The following is a 21,614-nucleotide window of genomic DNA, read 5'->3' on the forward strand; positions in this document are numbered from 1 at the left end:
CCTCTAAAAAATGATCAAAAACCATTTTATAAAAAAACAATGCGTTTCATCGATTAAAGAGAATAAAATTTAAAATAAAGCTAGATCAGAATACGGTTAAACCGTAAATTTGCAGTCTAATTTAGCACTATGAAGAAAATTTTACTTGTACTTATTTTATTTTCTACCCTTTCCCATTATGGTCAGACCTTGTCAGAAACACATATTATATATGGCTATAAAAACATTATCATAATGGATAACGGGCAAAAATTTACCATTGTTAATGAAACTCCTTTTTATGAAGTTCACGACAATTCTATCCCTCAATTATATGAATTAAAGGATCATGTATTACGCCTTAACAGAGTTATTGTTATGAGGGACGATGAAGGAACTTATAAAAAGCTGATCGAATGGGTAAAGCATCAAATGACTTTTTATGAATTACGAAAAATAGACAGTTCACTTTATAAAGAGAATAAGATTACCAATTTAGATTCCATGATGGAATAACAATCTCAAAAGAATATACGAGAAATTGTTATAATTCTAAGAAATGAAACTTAATTTCTGAATAAGTTGCTTAATACCCCCTATTCTTTATTATATCTATTAATCGTACTGCGTGATAATGTAAGGATTTGATTAAACTGATCTTCCAAGGTCAAATTAGAGTTATCTATTTCAATAGCCCCTTCTGCTTTCTTTAAGGGAGAATCTTTTCTGGTACTATCGATATGATCTCTATTCACTACATTTTTCAACACATCTTCATAGGTAACCTGATCTCCTCTTTTTATCAATTCTTTATACCTGCGTTCTGCTCGATCTTTAGCTGTTGCTGTCATAAACAATTTTAATTCAGCATCCGGAAATACAACAGTTCCAATATCCCTTCCATCCATAACTACACCTTTATCTCTTCCCATTAATTGCTGCTGCTCTACAAGTTTTTTTCGAACTTCAGATATAGCGGCAACCTGACTGACATGCCTGGATACTGATAGGTTTCTAATTTCTTTTTCTACATTTTCTTCATTCAATAAAACTTCAGCTAACCTGGTGGTTTGATTTACTTCGAATTTTATATGTATATCCGGTAAAGAATTAATGAGACGATCTACATCAAAATGTGTTTGATCTATTATTTTATTTCTCATTGCATATAAGGTTACCGATCGGTACATGGCGCCAGTATCTACATAAATGTACCCCAAGGTTTTTGCTAATTGCTTTGCTACAGTGCTTTTCCCTGTTGATGAAAATCCATCAATAGCTATAATTATTTTCTTATCAGACACGCTTTGTTTATTATTTAAATAGTAGAAACTAAAAACAGGCTAATTTACGTATTAGATACCAAATCCATCACAGATTTTACATAAAAAAACCGGAATACTCCAAGAGTACTCCGGTTTTTATTCATTGAATCTCTTTGATTACTTTATGATCAAACTATCTATCTCGGGACATCCCGAATTAAGAGCTATTTTCTATATCATGTTTTCCCTGCTTGCTTACAGCTAGGCTTTGCCTTAAAACTTTTTAGCGTTTTTTACTTTACTTTTTGTCAGCGCAATATCCAAAACTTCACTCATTTCTGTTACGTAATGAAATTTTAAACCTTTGAGATATTCCTGCTTAATCTCATCAATATCTCTTTTGTTTTCTGCACAAAGTAAAATTTCTTTTATACTAGCTCTTTTAGCAGCTAAAATTTTCTCTTTAATTCCACCAACTGGTAGTACTTTTCCTCTAAGGGTAATTTCCCCGGTCATAGCTATTCCTTTTTTCACTTTTTGCTGTGTAAACAAAGAAACCAAAGAAGTAAGCATCGTTACCCCGGCACTAGGACCGTCTTTAGGAGTAGCTCCTTCCGGTACATGAATATGAACATTGTATTTTTCAAAAATAGTAGTATTAATTCCTAGTTCTTCTGCATTTGCTTTGATATATTCCATAGCAATGGTAGAAGATTCTTTCATTACCTTCCCCAAGTTACCCGTAATTGTCAGGTTTCCTTTTCCTTTGGATATAATTGATTCTATGAATAAGATATCTCCTCCTACACTAGTCCACGCTAAACCGGTTACAACTCCAGCTACATCATTATTCTCATATTTATCCCGTTCTAATTTAGGAGCTCCCAATATCTCGACGATGTCTTCATTGGTAATTTTGACATTATACTCCTCCTCCATCGCAATATTTTTAGCCGCATAACGGACTACTTTTGCTATTTGTTTTTCCAACCCTCTTACTCCGGATTCTCTGGTATAGCCTTCTACAATTTTTTCTAACTGTACTTTTCCTATTTTTAGATGTTTAGTATCTAGCCCATGCTCTACTAACTGTTTTGGCAATAAGTGCTGTTTAGCAATTTCTACCTTTTCTTCTATGGTATACCCTGTCACATTAATAATCTCCATACGATCTCTTAGTGCTGGTTGTATGGTATTTAGACTATTAGATGTCGCAACAAACATTACCTTGGACAGGTCAAATCCTACTTCTAAGAAATTGTCATAAAACTCTGAATTTTGCTCAGGATCCAATACTTCTAACAAGGCAGAAGACGGGTCTCCCTGATTCCCCACGGATAGCTTATCAATTTCATCCAGCACAAATACCGGATTACTAGTTCCTGCTTTCTTAAGACTCTGAATAATTCTTCCTGGCATAGCTCCTATATAGGTCTTTCTATGTCCTCTGATCTCTGCTTCATCTCTAAGCCCTCCCAGAGAAATTCTTACGTACTCTCTCCCTAAGGCTTCTGCTATCGATTTCCCTAAAGAAGTTTTTCCTACTCCCGGAGGTCCATACAGACATAAAATAGGAGATTTCATATCATTGCGCAGTTTTAATACGGCCAGATACTCTATAATACGTTCTTTTACTTTATCAAGTCCATAGTGATCCCGATCCAAAATTTCTTTTGCTTTCTTCAGGTCAAATTTATCAGTACTATACTCTTCCCACGGAAGGTCCAGAAACAAATCAAGGTAATTTCGCTGAATAGAATATTCCGCCACCTGAGGATTCATTCGCTGGATTTTTGACAATTCTTTGTCAAAGTGTTTTTTTACATCCTCATTCCATTTTTTCTCTTTACTACGCTGGCGCATTTCCTCTATTTCATCTTCATGAGAAACCCCTCCTAGCTCTTCCTGAATGGTTTTCATTTGTTGATGTAGAAAATACTCTCGCTGCTGCTGGCTCATATCATGTTGAACCTTATTCTGAATGTCATTTCTAAGTTCTAATTTCTGAAACTCTACATTCATATAACGAAGGGTAACCAGCGCCCGTTCACTTAAGTCATTGATTTCTAGTATTTTTTGTTTTTCATCAACTGGCAAATTGAGGTTTGATGATACAAAATTGATTAGAAATGAGCTACTCTCTATATTTTTAATCGCAAATGATGCTTCAGAAGGAATATTGGGACTCTCTTTGATAATTTCTAATGCCAGATCTTTAATTGAGTCAATAATTGCCTTGAATTCCTGATTATCATTTGCAGGTCTTTCTTCGGCTACCTCCTTAATCTTAGCTTTGATATATGGTTCTTCCTCTACAAACTCATCAATCTCAAATCTCTTTTTCCCCTGAAGAATAACTGTCGTATTTCCATCAGGCATTTTTAAAACCCTTAGAATTCTTGCGACAACTCCTATCCTATTTATATCATTTACTGAAGGATTTTCAATCTCTTCTTCTTTTTGAGAAACTACCCCAATAGTTTTATCTCCGTTATTAGCTTCATTAATTAGCTTGATCGACTTATCCCTTCCTGCAGTTATAGGAATAACTACTCCGGGAAATAATACAGTATTTCGCAATGGTAAAATAGGAATACAATCTGGTAAGTCTTCTTTATTAATTTCCTCTTCATCCTCAGGTGTCATTAAAGGGATCAATTCTGCATCTTCATTAATTCCTTGAAATGACAAACTGTCAACTGTTATAAATTTGGATTTAGTCATATGTATATATCAAAAGCCATTTTGTCACAAAAACAAAATAAGACTTCTATTTATTTTTTTGTTTAAAGCTCATAATAAGGAACATACAAAATAATCATATCAATTATTTAACTTCCTTTATCCGTGTAAGTCAATTGTTATGCCAGAAAATAAAAAAAAATTTTCCTAAACTGTAACAAAAAGTGACATTACATATCTTTAATGTAAAAATAACCTGATTTTTTGAAACTAACCCAACTAAATACAGAACAACTTGTAAATAAATGTCGGAATAAAGATCAACATGCTCAGATGGAGATCTATAGGCGATATTATAAAGCAATGTATAATACTGCATATAGAATTCTAAAAAATGGTATGGACGCGGAAGACATCATGCAAGAGGCATTTTTAAATGCATTTACGAAACTAGAAAAATTAGAAAATGATAAATTATTTGGACCCTGGCTAAAAAGAATTGTAATTAATTTAAGCCTGTCACATATTAAAAAAAGTAAACCGAATGACGAATTAGATTGGGATCGTGTAGAACATACTTTACACGATGATGATCAAGGTGTATCGGAAGAAGACACATCAACTACTTCTATTACATCTAAAATAGTACAGACCCTGCATACCCTAAAACAGAACTATAGTACTATTTTATCTTTACATCTTATCGAGGGATATGATTATGACGAGATCTGTGATATTATGGATATTACTCCTGCTAATTGTAGGACAATGATCTCCAGAGCTAAAGAAAGTTTACGAAAAAAAATTGAAATCGCATGAAAGAAGATGAATTAGACAAGCTTTTTGACTCTATAGAAGATTCCTTTGATATCTATGAGCCTTCTGAGAATCACGAAGCTAAATTTTTGAAAAAATTAAAACAGCAATCCGACGTCAAAGTAGTACCTATTGCTCCTAAAAAAAGAAACTGGGTATCTATAGTCAGTATTGCCGCTTCTATCGCCATTCTTATGGGAATTTTTATCCCCAAAATGATGACGACAGAAGAAGAAACTGCTGATTTAGCAACTATTTCTCCCAAAATGGAAGAAACGCAAGATTTCTTTACCAAAGCAATTGCTTATCAATTAGAAGAAATAGAACAACTGAGCTCAGAAAACACAGAAGACCTTGTCAAAGATGCCATGAGTCAACTGCGTAAACTGGAAAAAAATTACGATAAATTAAAAATTGATCTTGTTCAAAGCGGCTATAATAAAAAAGTGATTAGCGCTATGATTAAAAACTTTCAAAAAAGAAGCTCACTATTAGAACAAGTTCTAGAAAAAATAGAAGAAATTAACGAATTAAAATTGCAAGAAAATGAAACTGATATTCTCTAAAATCCTCTGGGTATTATTCTGTATCCCTACCCTATTACTCGCGAATGGTCCTACGTTCAAAAACGGGAAATACACCAAAGAAAAAGCAATAAAAAAAGAGTTCTCAGTTTCTAATGACGCCTTATTAGTAATAAACAACTCTTATGGAAATCTTGACATCACATCCTGGGATCAGGATAAAATCGTTATCGATGTGGTTGTCAAGGTTAGCGGAAATGACAAAGAAAAAGTGCTTGAAAAACTAGATAACATTAGCATTTCTTTTGAGAGTTATAATAAAAGTCAGGTAAAAGCAAGAACCATTTTCAAAAAAAATACTTCTTCTTGGTGGAGTAAGCTCATGACAAACTGGAAAAATAGTCAGGTGAACATGCAAATTAACTATGTTGTAAAAATCCCTGCTACTAATAGTGTTAATCTGACCAATGACTATGGAACAATCACACTGGATACCATTGAAGGAGATGCCAAAATAAATTGTGATTACGGTCAGGTATTACTAAACAATCTTCTGGGAGATAACAACACTATCAATATAGATTATACGCATAACAGCGTCATAAAATACATGAAAAATGGAACTATCAATGCCGATTATTCTGACTTTGATTTAGAAAAAGCCGGAACCGTAAAGCTTGTTGCTGATTATTCTCAATCTCATATAACCACAATTGAGGACCTGACATACAGTTGCGATTATGGAAGTCTGAAAATAAAAAAAGGAAATACTATAAACGGAAACGGAGACTATCTAAATACAAAAATAACCAGTGTGAGCAATAGTCTTAAGATTAACTCTGACTACGGATCCCTAAAAATATATAACCTGGAACCAACGATTAATGAAGTAGCTATCAAAACGAGTTATGTAGGAGTAGATATTGGTTTTGATCCAACTTGTAATTTTGACTTTTCGATCAAAACATCCTATGGCGGTATCAAATTAGATGAAGATATTACACTCAACGTCAAAGATCGAAGCTCACATTCCAAACACTATCAGGGATTCTATGGGACATCGGATACCAATAACAACATCACCATTACTTCCAGTTATGGTGGAGTAAGCCTAAAGAAAAAATAAACAATAACTAATTATAATATTCATCATCAATCATGCGAACAGTAACAACCATAATCACATTAACACTGTTAACAGTGTTTACATCTGCCAATGCTCAGTTTTTTGGGAATAAAAAAGTAAAAGGAAACAGAGATATTACCACTACTCACCGAACAACGGGTTCCTACGATAAAATCAGCGCAAGAGGAAATATTGATGTATTACTCATTGAAGGGAAAGAAGGTGATATCACGATCAAAGCCGAAAGTAATTTTATGGAATATATCGTTACCGAAACTCGTGAAAACACATTGGTTATAAAGGTAAAGAATGGGGTTTCTTTAAGACCTTCCAGAAACAAGAACATTGAAGTTACTGTTCCATACAGGGACATTACAGCAGTATCAGTATCTGGTTCCGGAAAAGTTGAAGGAGAAAGTGCTATCAAAAGTGATACTTTTAAAACTAAAGTTTCTGGATCTGGAGATGTCATCCTATCGATAAATGCCAATGTAGTAGAAGCAGCTGTATCAGGATCAGGAGATATTTCACTGACAGGAACGACTACTATCTTCAAAGCCAAAGTATCTGGATCTGGAGATGTAGAAGCGGATAGTCTAAAAGCAAAAGAAGTGTATGCTGCTGTATCCGGATCAGGAGACATCAGTGTGAATGCCACGAATCTGATTAATGGCAAAGTAATGGGATCTGGAGATATAACTTATTCAGGTTCACCACAGAAGAGAGACACTAAAGTATCCGGATCTGGAAGCATCAGGTCGAAATAATCGTCTTTTCGTCTAAAAAAGCGCATTGTATATCATATAATGCGCTTTTTTTTGTTTTTATTTATATAATTTTCGAATTAATCGTAAATTAAAGACTATTATTTACCCCAAAATACATAACTGTGTTATTTTTACCTAAAAAAGAAATACCATTGAGGGATTTTATTCCTCATAATTATATCGACATACATTCGCATATTCTACCTGGAATAGACGATGGTGTCAAAACAATTTATGAAGCTGCTTTCTTAATTGAAAAATTCGCAAGTTTAGGAATCAAAAAAATAATCACTACTCCACATATCATGCAGCAGGTATGGCCAAATACCAGTGAAATTATAACTCAAAAATTATCAGAGATTCAGGCTCTGGTCAATACACTCGACATCCCATCAATAGAAATACTCGCAGGAGCTGAATATATGCTGGATGATTTATTTCAACAACGGTTAAAAAACAAAGATATTCTCCCCATAGCAAATACCTACGTTCTTATAGAGATGTCTACATTTAGTGCTCCTCTAAACCTTAATGAGTTATTGTTCGAAATTAAACTTGCTGGTTACACCCCTTTATTGGCACACCCAGAACGTTATACTTTTTATAACTCTATAAAAGAATTCGAAGCATTAAAAAGACAAGGGGTATTATTCCAAATGAACTTACTTTCATTATCCGGGTATTACGGGGCAAAAGTAAAGGAAACAGCTATCAAATTGATGAATGCCGGATTTATGGATTTTACCGGATCCGATATTCATAACAATCATCAGTTCGAGACATTAGAAAAAGGGTTTCCATCCAAGTTAATCAAGAAATTGCTTCCTATTATGCAACGAAATCGATTCTTTAATCGATAAAGTACGATTTCTCTACCTATCTTTATACATCCCAAAAGAATTCTTTGCACGAATTATAAAAAAGCGCTTAACTTCGATTACTTTCCATATCCATATCCATAACTATAGCCCAGTTTATTTCTGGAAGCATTCAATAATACAGCCATATTAGGCAACCTTTTATTCTGGTACAGATTTTCTGGAATTTCTAAAATACGTTTGTCTGAGTAATTTTCTCTTACAACATAGATACATATATCTGCAAGCGCACTGATGAGTAAGGTATCTGTAACTAAACTCACTGGTGCAGTATCTACTACCACATAATCATAGTTTTTCTCCAAATACTCAAACATTACTTTTACTTTGTCTTGCATAAGTAATTCTGCAGGGTTTGGAGGGATCACTCCTGAGCATAAAATATCAAATGGATCTTCAGTTTCCTGATGTAGAATAACATCCTCAGGACTCAGGTCAGGTGTCATTATATAATTCGTAAATCCTACCGTTTCTTTTCCATTGGGAAGCTTTACAAATTCATGAAACTTAGGATCTCTAAAGTCAGTTCCTACAAAGATTACTTTCTTTCCGGAAATCGCTAATGTTTTAGCCAGGTTACAAGAAATCAATGTCTTTCCTTCTCCAGAAATTGTAGACGTTACAAAAACAACTTTTCCTGTTTTCTTTGCATTTCCAGCCATCAGGAAATCCAGATTGGTTCTCAATATTCTGAATGCCTCAGAAATACCGGATCTACTTGTTCTGGAGATAACAATCTTTGCTTTATTTTTTATAATGGGTATCGTTCCTAACATCGGCATAGAAGTATTCTTCTCCAGCTCTTCTTTAGAACTTACTCTAATGTTTAGTAAATCGGATAAATAAATAATCACAAACGGAATTAATAACCCTGCTAATAATGCAACGAGATATGTCATCTTTTTATTAGGGGATACTAATCTGGCACTCAATACAGAAGCCTTGTCAATTACCTTGGTATTTGATAAAGTAATATGACTGGTTATTTCTGCTTCTTCTCTCTTTTGCAATAAATAGAGATACAATTGTTCTTTTATGGTTTGCTCTCTTTCTATGACTCTAAGATCCTTTTGCCTTTTTGGCGCATTGTATAGTTTCCCACTAAAATATCGATCTTGCGTCTGAAGACTTCCTAATTGAATTTTAATGGTGCTTTTAAGACTGTTCAAACTACCAATAAGTACTTGCCGTAGTCCATCAATCTGCTCATCAATATTAACAACTACAGGGTTCTGAACACTGGATGTTTTTAACAATCGTTTCCTCTGTAATGTCAATGCATTATACTTTCCTACATTATTGGTAATTGTTATATCATCAAACCCTAGATTAGATGGAATTAAATCATATCTTCCTTCCTGACTTAATATGAATCGTCTCATGGATTCTATCAAACTTAATTTGGTATTCAAACGCGAAATTTCCTGTACGTTTCTAGAATCAATGTCTGCAACACGCTCAGTCTGAGTTTCAATATTATTAGTTAACCCAAATTTTGACTTATACCCTGCAGCTTCGTCATCTACTTCTGATAAGTCTCCTGAGATTAGATCCAATCGATTATTGATGAAATCAGCTGTTCTTGCAGAAACTGTTTTTTTATTACCAATAGTAAATTTATTGTATTCTTCTACTAAATTATTCAGAATATCAGTTGCTTTTTGCTTTACACCATCACTTAGTGATATTCTGACGATAGAAGATCCTCTTCTGGCAATCCCTACAGATATTTTTTCTCTATATCGTTCTACCGTATTCGCTACGGGAGAGATTTTAATTTTAATAATTTTACCAATATTGGCTTTGATTACATCCACATTAGGAGTAATTACCACATCCCCTATTGATGTATTAATTGTCTTTCCAAAGGAATGTTCGTTGATAACATTACCATCCTTATCAACTAATGAAAAAGAAGTCTCTGAATTAACGAGTACATTAAAATGTTTAAACCTGTTTTTAACAATCGAATCCTCCGATAAAAAATTAATCTCTACTGCAGCTTTGGGATAGCTTTCAACTTCCAGAATTCTCCCATCTGTAAAATACTGAACATTTAATTTCAGATTATCTACAACGTTGGAAATAATTCTTCGGGATTTTATAATTTGCAGTTCGTTTTCAATAGCATTTCTAGTGTCATCAAGAATCCCTAAGTCTTTGAACGCTGATAATTCTGATTGTCCAATATTATCATCCTGGGAGATCAATACTGTAGAAGACACACTATACTGAGGAATTGTATAACGTATTTTCAAAAAAGCAATAGATACACAAATTACTGCTCCTAATAAGAACCAATACCATTTTTTTAAATACCTAATGATTTGCTCTCGTATGTAATACCCTGTTATAGAAGTAGTACTTTTCCCATTAGTATTGAACGCATTCTTCAATGCATCATTATCCTCTGTTTTTTCTATATTAGAAAACATAACTTATTCTATCTTAAAAGTATCGCCAAACCGGATAGTGCTACCCCGACAATACTCATAATAATTCCAAATGTATTTGTATCTCTGTTTGCTTTTGAACTTCTTACTCTGGCCTTATTAGGTTCTACATACAGCACATCATTTTGTGCCAAATAATAAACTGGTGAATTAAAGAGCTCTTTGGAAGTTAAATTCACTTTGTGATACACATTTACACCATCTTTTTCTCTTATCACACTAATATTTTCTCTTTTTCCTAAGATAGTCAAATCACCTGCGAGTCCTAATGCTTCTATTATTGTAATTCGCTCATTTGGTATCGTATACGATCCTGGTCTGTTTACTTCTCCTATAACCGTAATTTTAAAATTCATTAAACGAACATTAACAATCGGTTCTTTTATATAGATACGAAGTTTTTCTTTTATTAATTCTTTTACCTGGATTCTGGTTAGTCCTGCTACTTTTAATTCTCCCAGTACCGGGAAATCAATTAAACCATTCTCGTCAATAAGATAGGTAGGATTCGCTGCTTGTCCTCCTCCAGCAGGTGGCTGTCCCGAAGCACCAGTGGAAGTCCCCTGTGTCATATTAAAAGGTCTTGCTGCTTCCATATCCGTAGCCGAAACCAATACACTGATAATATCATCTACCTTAAAAACTGGAGTGAATGAATTTTTAGAAACAATTTCTTCGAGATTATCAGAATTTTGGAAATAGACTACATCTGTAGGTGTTTTACAAGAAAAAACTGATACTACAATAGATATGAGGGCAAATAACCTTAAATGTGGCATAAAATAGATGCTTTTGTGAAATTACTAACAAGTACAAAAATATATAATATTATACTAAATTGTAATTTGTTTTTAAAATCAATATAAAAGTGATATTACAGATGAATGTATACCTAAGAATATATTAGTTAACCTGTACTAATGGTTTACTTTTTTCGTTTTCTTTATCGATACTTTCAAAAGTAGAATTATTAGAGATATATTCAGGAACAATCTCTTTAATCTTACTCACAATCAAATGATCTTGATTAATTAAATTCAAAATACTTAAATCATCTATTTTTTCCTTTAGGTTCTCACTATTGTGATCCGCTAATCTGCTAATCATTATTTTCTTATGATAGGTAGGCAATGTATTCTCAGTATCCGCCAATAACTCTTCATATAGTTTTTCTCCTGGTCGTAATCCAGTGATCTCTATATCGATATCATCCGGATATTGCAGTCCTGATAATCGAATCATTTTCTTAGCAAGATCAAATATTTTTACAGACTCTCCCATATCAAAAATAAAGATCTCTCCTCCATTCCCCATCGTTCCTGCTTCAATCACTAATTGAGAAGCTTCAGGGATCGTCATAAAGAATCGCGTAACATCTTTATGTGTTACAGTTAACGGTCCTCCTCTTTCTATTTGTTTTTTGAATAAAGGAATTACAGATCCATTAGATCCAAGGACATTTCCAAAACGCGTGGTTATAAACTTAGTTTTACTCGTTTTTTGTAAGCACTTAATATACATCTCAGCTACTCTTTTAGTAGCTCCCATTACATTGGTAGGATTAACTGCCTTGTCTGTCGAAACAAAAACAAATTTACCTACATTATACTTAGATGCCAGATTGGCAACACTTCTTGTTCCCAATACATTTATTTTCAACGCCTCGCATGGATTTGCTTCCATTAATGGCACATGCTTATATGCTGCTGCATGAAATACCATATTAGGTTTGTATTTTTCAAAAATAGCTTCTGTACGATGATAATCTCTGATATCGGCTACTATTGGTGTAAAATTAGTCGTTCCTTTTCTTAAGAGTTCTTGCTGTAAATCATATAAAGGAGATTCTGCCTGATCTACCAAAACCAAATGCTTATAGTTATAATAAGATGCCTGACGTACAATTTCACTTCCTATAGAACCTGCAGCTCCGGTAATCAAAATAACTTTTCCTTCTAATTCTCTCTTGATATTTTGATTTTCTAAAGAAATTGGATTTCTCTCCAATAAATCTTCAATTTGAATTTGTTTAATCTGAGAAGCTTCTAATCTTCCATCAATCCAATCCTCTACAGCTGGAACGATTCTCAATTTTACTCTCAATTTTAAAAATCGATCTGAAATTTTAGACAAACGTTTCTTACTTATTTGTGGCATCGAAACGATTACCTCTTTAATATTATTTTTTGCTATAAACTTTTCTGTAATTACATCTGGATTGAAAACAGTAATTCCATTAATTGTTTTTCCTATTTTCTGAGGATTATCATCAATAAACCCAACTACAGTAATAGATTTTTTAGAATCATTTGTTACTGCTGCTTGTGTAATTAATCCTGAATCTCCTGCTCCGTAAATAAGTATACGGGAAGCTTGCCCCAACCTGGATTTAATACTTTGGTACCCGTATTTAAAAACTAATCTACTTAATGTCAATGTAATAATATTAAGTAAATAAAATACACATAGAATAGAAATCGGTATATTAAGTAATTCAGGAATTACCCCCAGGCGACTAAAAACCATCAGTATTCCACTCATGGTAAATAAAATTGTTACAGCCAAAAACAAATTATAGGCATCTTTCATCCCGGTATGTCTGACCACCCCTTTATAAGAACCTACTAATAAAAAACTTATAGCAGCCATTAATACGATGATCGGTAATCGATAGCCAAGTTCAGCAATATCAAAGTTTAATACAATTCCAAAACGCACGATGTACGCCAAAAAGAAATTCACTACTATGATAAAAAGATCAATTCCCAAAACAAGCCACTTGGAGGCATGTCTATTTGAATAATTCAGGATAAGTTCTTTGAGTTTCATTGTACTATATTTTTTATTACAAAAACAATTTTTTGTAAATCTTCTTCTTCTAAATTCGATCCACTTGGTAAGCAAAGTCCTTTCTCAAAAAGAGATTCTGATACGCCATTTACATATGACTTACAATCCGAAAAAACAGGCTGTTTATGCATTGGTTTCCAAAGGGGTCTTGATTCGATATTTTGCGCTGCCAGCGCAAGTCTGATTTCTTCTCTTACTTCATAAGACGAGGTCTTAATCGTAGTTAACCATCTGTTTGAATAATATCCGTTAGGCTCTTCGACAAAAGATATTCCTGCTAACTGATTTAAATGTGTATAATAAAATTCGTAATTTCTTCTTCTCAAACCTATATGCTTGTCCAATACCTCCATCTGTCCTCTTCCTATTCCCGCTACGATATTACTCATACGGTAATTATAACCGATCTCAGAATGCTGATAATGCGGAGCATTATCTCTGGCTTGTGTAGAAAGAAATATTGCTTTGTCTTTTATTTCTTGTTTTTTAGCTACTAAGGCGCCTCCTCCCGAAGTGGTAATAATTTTGTTTCCGTTAAAAGAGAGGATTGCTAAATCCCCAAACGTACCACATTTCACATCAAAGAAACTACTTCCTAATGCTTCTGCACTATCTTCTAATACCGGAATTTCATAAGCTGCGGCTATATCGTGAATTTCCTGAACCTTATATGGCATTCCATATAGGTGTACTGCTATAATCGCCTTAGGTTTTACACCATTTTTCAATCGGTCTTTAATAGCAACTTCCAATTGTTCAGGACATATATTCCACGTTGATTCTTCACTATCTATAAAAACAGGTTTCGCTCCTAAGTAAGTAATTGGATTCGCAGAAGCTGCAAATGTAAAACTCTGACAGAGTACTTCATCTCCATGGGTTACTCCCAAAAGCTGTAATCCCAAATGCAAGGCCGCTGTTCCTGAACTAAGTGCAGCGACATACGATTCATTTTCTAAATAGGTAGCGATATCTTCTTCAAACCCATTTACATTAGGTCCTAAGGGGGCAACCCAGTTAGAATCAAATGCTTGTTTAACGTACGTTTGTTCGTTTCCTCCCATGTGTGGAGACGATAACCATATTTTCTTAGAATCAATTGCTTTCATAGTTTTCCCATTAAAAATGAAACAAAACAGTAACAACGAATTATATATATAATCGTTTTTAGTTCTTTAATAACAATCTAAATTAACTGAAAGAAAAGGGGGTAGACTTTTCTAATATGATGTAACTCTAGTTGTTTTTCCATTGTAAAAATAGCTCAGTAATCTTAAAAAATAGCGCTTACATCAATATATTGGACAGAATACTCAAAATCTCGTCCAACAACGCAAAATGTTAAAACCCTCTTACAATTCATACAGGTTATGTACGAAAAAAATTAGGGGTATATCCCCTATAATATAAGGGGAATACGCATTGAATATCAGATATATAATCATTATTTATAATACTTCGTTTTATTATAAGCAAGTACGATGATATCTTTTAGATACAGGTTATCTTATCACTATGGAATCATTAATTTTTAAGCACATAAGAAATACAACTTTTTTAACATTATTTTTTAGATATATAAAAAAAAGTAAGTATTTCTTGATTATTTTATTTAAAAGAACAATTTTTACCGGACCTAATAAATCTACCCTTTTTTCGACCTTCCTTATTGACTAGGCATACTAATAAACTTTAGTCATTTAGTTGATAATTTATGTTATTTAACTCGCTACCCTATTTTATTTTTTTACCCATTGTATTTGTTGTGTATTGGTTTCTTAGGAGAAGTTATACAAAACAAAACATTTTCTTATTAGCTGCCAGTTACTTCTTTTACGGATTGTGGGATTGGCGCTTTTTATTTTTAATCCTTGCCAGTACTGCTGTAGATTACGTAGTGGGTATTAAGATTGCTACTGCTACACATCCTCATTTTAGAAAGTACTGGTTACTAACCAGTGTATTTTTTAATATGAGTTTATTGGGATTCTTCAAGTATTACAATTTTTTTATTGAATCGTGGAGTGATCTCACCTCTTTATTGGGATTTAGTACTCAAAGTTCCTGGACCTTGCAAGTCATTCTTCCGGTCGGTATTTCCTTTTACACTTTCCAGACAATGTCCTATTCTCTGGATATTTATTACAAAAGGCTACGCCCTACCCGGGATTTTATTTCATTTGCAACCTTCGTCGGTTTTTTTCCTCAGCTAGTTGCTGGTCCTATAGAACGAGCTTCCAACCTGCTTCACCAAATAACTGATAAAAGAAGTTTTAATTACACTCAATGTACTGATGGGCTAAAACTAATTCTATGGGGATTGTTCAAAAAAATAGTCATTGCCGATGGGGTTGCACCTATTGTTGACGACATATTTGCTCATTACAGTACACATAGTGCTTCTACATTGCTACTAGGTGTTTGTCTATTCAGTTTTCAGGTTTATGGTGATTTTAGCGGCTACTCTGATATCGCTATTGGAACCTCCAAATTATTTGGAATCGAACTAAGGTCTAATTTTAAATTCCCTAATTTTTCACGAAATGTAGCAGAATACTGGCAGCGATGGCATGTTTCTCTATCGACATGGTTTAGACATTATGTTTATATACCCTTAGGAGGCAGCCGTGTAACCAAATCAAAATCGGTCCGAAATATCATCATTATTTTTCTGGTTAGCGGATTCTGGCATGGCGCTAATTGGACTTTTATAGTATGGGGAGCCATTCATGCAATCTTATACATTCCTGTATTCTTAATGGGAAGAAACCGGATTTATATGAATACTGTTATTGCCGAAAACAAAGTATTCCCTTCGTTTATAGAGGTTTTACAGCTTTTGCTTACCTTTTCTCTCGTCACTTTTTCCCGTATATTTTTCAGGTCTGCTTCTGTGACAGATGCTTTTGCTTTTATAAAACAATTTTGTACTCACTTTTATTATGAACACTATCAACATCCACTGGGGTACAGGATGATTGACTACTTCATCGTATTATTACTCTTCATCTGCTATGAGTACATCATTCGCAGAAATGAAAGATCTCCAATCCCTTTTAATTCCAAAACCCTCCGTTTTATCACCTATCTGTTACTGATATTTTTCATACTGTTATTCTATGATGATCACGTAGATCGATCTTTTATTTACTTTCAATTCTAATCCTATGAAAAAGCTTTTATACACAATTACAATCTATAGTTTTTTAATCTTGATTTCTTTAGAACTAATGGTTAGAGTATTTCATCTGGGGAAAGATACCCCACTCCGATATCTGGATCATAATAAGGTAGAAAAGTGGAAACCAAATCAGAAAGGGTATGCAGTAACCGGTAACAGAAGACAAAATTTTTCCGAATACCGTATCAACAATTCCGGTTTTAATTCCTACAGAGAATTCTCTCCTTCATATTCTCAAAAAGAAATAGCTCTTGTAGGAGACTCTTTTATCGAAGGTTTTCATCAACACTACCAAAACTCTATAGGAAAAAAAATAGAACAACAGTTAACTGATACCGAAGTATACGAATATGGTTATGCAGGATATGATCTGGCAGATCAACTGCACCTTATTCATGCATATAAGAAAGATTTTGATAAAATCGATCAGGTATTTTTAGGAGTTAAATTTTCAAATGACCTGACCCGGGATCGGTACAAGGTTGTACAATACCGATTGAATCTTGACTCTCCGACCAATCGTTTATTTAAGAAAAGTAAATTATTGGTTTACGCTCAAAACATCGGGATATTGGATGCCCCAAAAAGGCTTATCAATTCCCTCAAAGCTTTTGTTTTCCCTTCGCAGCAAACGACTTCTAAAAAACGTACTCAGAAAGATACTGAAGTAATTTACCTCGCTAACTTTGAAAAATTAATCAAACGTTATGGTTTTGATAAAAAGCGTTTTACTTTTCTTCTTGATAAAGAAAACACAAGTCCATTGTTTATAGAACATCTTGAAAAAAACGAATATAAGTATCTCGATTTTTCGTCAGAATTCTCCCGTTCCGAGAAACCTAAAACACTTATTTATGACAAACATTGGAACAATCACGGAAGAGATCTTATCGCAAAAGTCATCGTTGATTATATAAAAAAGAAGCCCTAACTTAACTCTCTAATCTATACAATGGAAAAAAACCTTTCTTAATATCTGTCTCACAGGTCATATTCTCTGTCATATTACACTTCTGTAACACAAGTTTCATATACTGCTCCGGATTAATAATCTTTCTTCCTGTATAGTAAGTAACGTCCTGATCATTAGGAAAGAATGATTTTTTATACTTATACAAACTATCCCCATCAGACCTTCCTCCTCCCAGAATATAATATTTATAATGGTGTTTTCTCGCCCAGTTCATAACCTCTATTTTTAGAAAATCATTAGGGCGTGTATAAAAGTAATCTGATAAAGTTCCTCCCAGGTATGAGTACAATGTATTATCATTCACCAAAATCAATTCTGTAGAAATTGGTTTATCATCTTTATATACCATTCCTATAATAGCATTCTTAGGATTGTTTTTTATGAAATCGATAAAGTAATCTATTTTGTGATAATACAATGAGTCGGCATTATTTCGCTGCATTGTACTGATATAGATATCATAAAAGTCTTTGATTATAGCTGGTGAGATCGGGTTGCTATATACTTTTAATGTCAGGGATTGCTGAGTTGCTTTTCTATAATTGTTTCTGACTTTGGCTTTGAACTGGCTCCATTGAGTTTCTTCATCTACGATTTCTCCTTTTACATTGGTTAATGTAGGGATTAATTCGCCATTATAACGACAGTGGTTATTATTGAGACTAAACCGAATAAACTCACTTACAATATTTTCTTTTTTATACCATGCATCTACCTCTCTCCAGAAATATTCCAGATCTTTACATTCTACATGTTCAATATCCAGCAAAGGACCTCCATAACCATAAGGAGAAACAACATCTTTATATTTCCCGTCTGTTTCTTTTATATCTCTCAGGTAAAATGGCATAACGACAATAGGTCTCGAATTTCGCTCCAGTACAAAATAACTCAGGCGATGCTCCCGCATCCCGGTAATCCCTATATATTCTAAGGTATAAAAGGGGTTTTCGTTTCCTACTGAATTTAATATCTTTTTATACTTTTTTAATGCTTTTTCTGAATCAATTGTATAACAACTGAAGGTTAACTTTTGAGTAGATTTTCCGAGATATCCATCTCCGTTTTCTCTTTCTCTAACTTTTTTTGCAGGAATTCCATATGCTACCACGTTTCTTCGTATATCTTTTGTTACAACAGCTCCTGCTCCTATTACAGTATGAGCCCCTATAGTTGTGTTCTGTAGAATCGTCACTGCAATAGAAATTGCTGTAAACTCACCTATAATAACAGTTCCTCCCGTGGTTACCCCAGGAGCCAGGCTCGAGAAATCTTCCATAATCCCATCATGACCGAAATTGGCATTCGTATTAATGATACAAAACTCTCCGACTACGGCATCGGCATTGACTGTACCTGAAGCCAGAATTACGGTTCCTCTACCAATATTGGTTTTTTCGCTTACAATTGCCGATGGATGAATCACTGTTATAAATTCAAAATCTGGAGCGACTTCCAAGACTTTTTTATACAACTTATACCGAATCCAGTTATCGCCAATAGAAATAATTCCCTTGGTAATTCCTTTTTTCATTAGAGCTGGTATGATATTCTCCGAACCAAGAATATCATATCCCATAATCTTCTGTCCCTTTGGTTTATATGAATCTATAAACCCGTATATTTCATACTTATCTTCCAGTTCTATAGCTTCTGCTATCACTTTACCATGTCCGGAGGCTCCAATAATTAAAACTTTTTCCATCTCGATTATTCGTTATCATTACCTGTAAATACCGGCATGTTTAGATTTTCTTGATTATTCACTCCTTCCTTTATCAAAACCTTCTTAATGGTTTTGAATATTATTCTAATATCTAATAAGAGGCTTAGGTTTTCTACATACCAGACATCGTATTCAAATTTTTGAGACCAGCTGATTGCATTTCGCCCATTTACCTGTGCCCATCCTGTTATCCCTGGGCGCACCAAATGTCTTTTTTTCTGCCGTTCATTGTATAACGGAAGGTATTGCTCTAATAAAGGCCTCGGACCTATTAAACTCATATCGCCCTTCAATACATTAATCAGCTGCGGAATTTCATCCAACGAATACTTACGAACAAATGCTCCTGTTTTAGTAATTCGATCTTTATATGGTAATAATTCCCCATTGGCATCTTTTTTATCATTCATGGATTTTAACTTGATAATCCTAAAGAGCTTTCCATCTTTACCAGGTCTGGTTTGAAAGAAAAAAGGTTTTCCTTTATTCGAGAACAATAAAACGATGATGACTATTATCAAAACCGGTGACAAAATCAACAGCCCAAAAAATGCGGCTAAAAAATCAAGTAATCTCTTAAAAACTAAACGATACATTTTATGTACAGATATATAATATTATTAGTTTAATTCTTTTTTTATAGCTGCTACGAGATCTCCTACATTTTCCATTTTCATCAAGTCCATTAATTTAAACTTAACGTTGAATTTTTTCTCTACTTCTCCTATTAACATCATATGGGTAATCGACTCCCATCCTTCTACATCATCCGCAACGGTCTCTGTTGTCAATTCGAAATCATCGTGTTCCAAAATAATAACAAACGATTCTTTAATGCCGGTTAATATATTTTCTACTGTCATGAATCTATATTTTTTGTGTATTTTATTGTGTAAAAAATGTTCTAAGTTCTTTTCTATTTATTTTGCCATTAATACTATGCGGAAATTCGTCTACAAACTTATAATGCGTCGGAATCATATACGGGGGCATTTTTTTCTTCATATAAGCTATCATTGCATCGAGTTCAAACACTTCTGACTCGATTGCCAGCCCTAATTCTGCATTTCCCAATGAATTGGTAATGTCCAATGCTACTATATTGACTTTTTTCTCAACCACCGTTTTAGCATGATATTCTATTTCTGCCAGTTCTACACGATATCCTCGTATTTTTACCTGAAAATCAGCACGCCCTACATACATAAAATCTCCTTCTTCATCCACAAAACACAAATCTCCTGTCTTATAAGCACGTAACTGCTTTCCTTTTTCATCAAAATTAAAAAAAGAAACTTCATTTCGTTCTTTATTTTTCCAATATCCTGCAGTTAATTGATCTCCTATTAAACAGAGTTCTCCTGTTTCTCCTACAGCTACCTCATTATTATCTGCATCGACAATCATATATCGTACTCCTGCTAATTCTCTACCAATGGAAATAATTCCATTATGGGCTTTGGTAGCTGATACCGCATCATAAGGGTAATACCCACTATACACAGTAAATTCTGTCGGACCATAATAATTAAATATCCGCGCATTGGAAATACACTCACTCCATTCTGCTGCAATATCTGCATGCAATGCTCCTCCTCCAAAACTACAATATCGTACTTCGGGAGCTATGATCTCACTATAATATGGTCGCAAATAATTAATGATAGAGGGAACCATTGTCAGTACTGTTAATTTATATGTCTCCATCAACCTGAAAACCTGTAAATATTTAATCGCATTAGAAGGTATCGTATATATACTTGCTCCTTTAAGCAAAGGAAACAGGTAGGTCACTACCGAGAAATCAAATGTCAATTCAAACATTTGAAGACATCGATCTGAAGAAACTAAATTAAACTCTGAATCTGCATCAACTGCATTCACCAAACTCTCGACATTATGAAATGTTATAGGCACTCCTTTTGGCACTCCTGTAGTCCCTGATGTAAAAAGGATATACGCAATATCCTCTTTATTTACTGGTTTTGGCTTGGATGCACTTCCGTTATTCTGAAGAGTAGCTGTAGTAATTACAGTAAAAGAATCTTCATAGATACTTTTTTCTGAAGAATCTAACACATATACAGAATTCGTCAATTCAAAAACGTGAACATTTCGCTCCTTCGGCGTCAAAGGGTTTACCGGAACATAGGCTTTCCCTTCAAACCAAAGTGCCAATATACTGGCATATGTATATATATCATCATTCGTAACCAACCCTACAAGTTTATCATTTTCAGGAATGGTATCATTAATTACATTTCGAATCCTGGCTATCTCTTTCCCTAATTGCTTATAGCTATAAAAAGTATCCTTAATACAAAATGCCGTATCCTCCCGACTGGATGTAATAACTTTATATAAGTTGGTTATGTAATTCATCAATTCTATTAA

The 21,614-nt window shown here is 33.8% G+C and carries 18 protein-coding genes; 8 read left to right on the plus strand and 10 right to left on the minus strand.

Annotated features, from left to right (window positions below):
- Window positions 1-129: 129 nt before the first annotated feature.
- Window positions 130-495 carry a hypothetical protein gene (locus tag HN014_RS18600; protein WP_176030346.1) on the plus strand — a complete coding sequence of 122 codons (366 nt, stop codon included), beginning with the start codon at window positions 130-132 and terminating at the stop codon, window positions 493-495.
- A gap of 80 nt (window positions 496-575) precedes the next feature.
- On the opposite strand, the gene cmk is transcribed toward HN014_RS18600, so the two are convergent.
- Together cmk and lon are read right to left on the minus strand one after the other, a co-directional pair.
- The gene (gene cmk, locus HN014_RS18605) at window positions 576-1,283 is read right to left on the minus strand and encodes a (d)CMP kinase (protein ID WP_176030347.1); all 708 of its coding nucleotides are present in this window, start codon (window positions 1,281-1,283) and stop codon (window positions 576-578) included.
- Between the two features lie 234 nt (window positions 1,284-1,517).
- On the minus strand, window positions 1,518-3,968 hold the full coding sequence (gene lon / locus HN014_RS18610; protein WP_176030348.1) for an endopeptidase La: 2,451 nt from the start codon (window positions 3,966-3,968) through the stop codon (window positions 1,518-1,520).
- Window positions 3,969-4,190: 222 nt separating this feature from the next.
- Here lon and HN014_RS18615 point away from each other — a divergent pair, with 222 nt between their 5' ends.
- The 5 genes from HN014_RS18615 to HN014_RS18635 all read left to right on the plus strand — a co-directional run bounded on the left by HN014_RS18615 (window position 4,191) and on the right by HN014_RS18635 (window position 8,019).
- Window positions 4,191-4,745: an RNA polymerase sigma factor gene (locus HN014_RS18615; protein ID WP_176030349.1), complete on the plus strand. Its 555-nt coding sequence runs from the start codon at window positions 4,191-4,193 to the stop codon at window positions 4,743-4,745.
- On the plus strand, window positions 4,742-5,308 hold the full coding sequence (locus HN014_RS18620) for a hypothetical protein (RefSeq protein WP_176030350.1): 567 nt from the start codon (window positions 4,742-4,744) through the stop codon (window positions 5,306-5,308). Before HN014_RS18615 ends, HN014_RS18620 begins: the two co-directional genes overlap by 4 nt.
- Window positions 5,289-6,392: a hypothetical protein gene (locus HN014_RS18625; RefSeq protein WP_176030351.1), complete on the plus strand. Its 1,104-nt coding sequence runs from the start codon at window positions 5,289-5,291 to the stop codon at window positions 6,390-6,392. The genes HN014_RS18620 and HN014_RS18625 overlap by 20 nt, the downstream gene beginning before the upstream one ends.
- Window positions 6,393-6,424: 32 nt before the next feature.
- Complete coding sequence (locus HN014_RS18630; protein ID WP_176030352.1) at window positions 6,425-7,159, plus strand: head GIN domain-containing protein; 735 nt, start codon at window positions 6,425-6,427, stop codon at window positions 7,157-7,159.
- Between the two features lie 122 nt (window positions 7,160-7,281).
- On the plus strand, window positions 7,282-8,019 hold the full coding sequence (locus tag HN014_RS18635; protein WP_176030353.1) for a tyrosine-protein phosphatase: 738 nt from the start codon (window positions 7,282-7,284) through the stop codon (window positions 8,017-8,019).
- A gap of 77 nt (window positions 8,020-8,096) precedes the next feature.
- Here HN014_RS18635 and HN014_RS18640 read toward each other — a convergent pair whose 3' ends face one another.
- The 4 genes from HN014_RS18640 to HN014_RS18655 form a co-directional block, all read right to left on the minus strand.
- Window positions 8,097-10,472 carry a polysaccharide biosynthesis tyrosine autokinase gene (locus tag HN014_RS18640; protein ID WP_176030354.1) on the minus strand — a complete coding sequence of 792 codons (2,376 nt, stop codon included), beginning with the start codon at window positions 10,470-10,472 and terminating at the stop codon, window positions 8,097-8,099.
- A gap of 8 nt (window positions 10,473-10,480) precedes the next feature.
- Window positions 10,481-11,269, minus strand: a complete 789-nt coding sequence (locus tag HN014_RS18645) for a polysaccharide biosynthesis/export family protein (RefSeq protein ID WP_176030355.1) — start codon at window positions 11,267-11,269, stop codon at window positions 10,481-10,483.
- 124 nt (window positions 11,270-11,393) lie between these two features.
- Window positions 11,394-13,319 (minus strand): nucleoside-diphosphate sugar epimerase/dehydratase, encoded by a 1,926-nt coding sequence (locus HN014_RS18650; protein ID WP_176030356.1) that lies wholly within the window; start codon window positions 13,317-13,319, stop codon window positions 11,394-11,396.
- A complete protein-coding gene (locus HN014_RS18655) occupies window positions 13,316-14,449 on the minus strand; it encodes a DegT/DnrJ/EryC1/StrS aminotransferase family protein (RefSeq protein WP_176030357.1) in 1,134 nt (377 codons plus the stop codon). Before HN014_RS18655 ends, HN014_RS18650 begins: the two co-directional genes overlap by 4 nt.
- 656 nt (window positions 14,450-15,105) lie before the next feature.
- On the opposite strand from HN014_RS18655, the gene HN014_RS18660 reads away from it, so the two are divergent.
- Both HN014_RS18660 and HN014_RS18665 read left to right on the plus strand, forming a co-directional pair.
- On the plus strand, window positions 15,106-16,503 hold the full coding sequence (locus HN014_RS18660; RefSeq protein WP_368660061.1) for an MBOAT family protein: 1,398 nt from the start codon (window positions 15,106-15,108) through the stop codon (window positions 16,501-16,503).
- A gap of 4 nt (window positions 16,504-16,507) precedes the next feature.
- Entirely contained in the window at window positions 16,508-17,452 is a 945-nt protein-coding gene (locus HN014_RS18665) for a hypothetical protein (protein WP_176030359.1), read from the plus strand.
- A gap of 1 nt (window position 17,453) precedes the next feature.
- Here HN014_RS18665 and HN014_RS18670 read toward each other — a convergent pair whose 3' ends face one another.
- From HN014_RS18670 to HN014_RS18685, 4 genes are read right to left on the minus strand one after another with little or no spacing between them, the layout of a single operon-like run.
- A complete protein-coding gene (locus HN014_RS18670) occupies window positions 17,454-19,199 on the minus strand; it encodes a NeuD/PglB/VioB family sugar acetyltransferase (RefSeq protein WP_176030360.1) in 1,746 nt (581 codons plus the stop codon).
- Window positions 19,200-19,204: 5 nt separating this feature from the next.
- Window positions 19,205-19,816: a sugar transferase gene (locus tag HN014_RS18675; protein ID WP_176030361.1), complete on the minus strand. Its 612-nt coding sequence runs from the start codon at window positions 19,814-19,816 to the stop codon at window positions 19,205-19,207.
- Between the two features lie 24 nt (window positions 19,817-19,840).
- Entirely contained in the window at window positions 19,841-20,083 is a 243-nt protein-coding gene (locus HN014_RS18680; protein ID WP_176030362.1) for an acyl carrier protein, read from the minus strand.
- Between the two features lie 22 nt (window positions 20,084-20,105).
- Window positions 20,106-21,602: an AMP-binding protein gene (locus HN014_RS18685; RefSeq protein WP_176030363.1), complete on the minus strand. Its 1,497-nt coding sequence runs from the start codon at window positions 21,600-21,602 to the stop codon at window positions 20,106-20,108.
- Between the last annotated feature and the right edge of the window lie 12 nt (window positions 21,603-21,614).

The sequence above is a fragment of the Aquimarina sp. TRL1 genome, assembly GCF_013365535.1.
In the GTDB taxonomy this organism is placed as follows: domain Bacteria; phylum Bacteroidota; class Bacteroidia; order Flavobacteriales; family Flavobacteriaceae; genus Aquimarina; species Aquimarina hainanensis.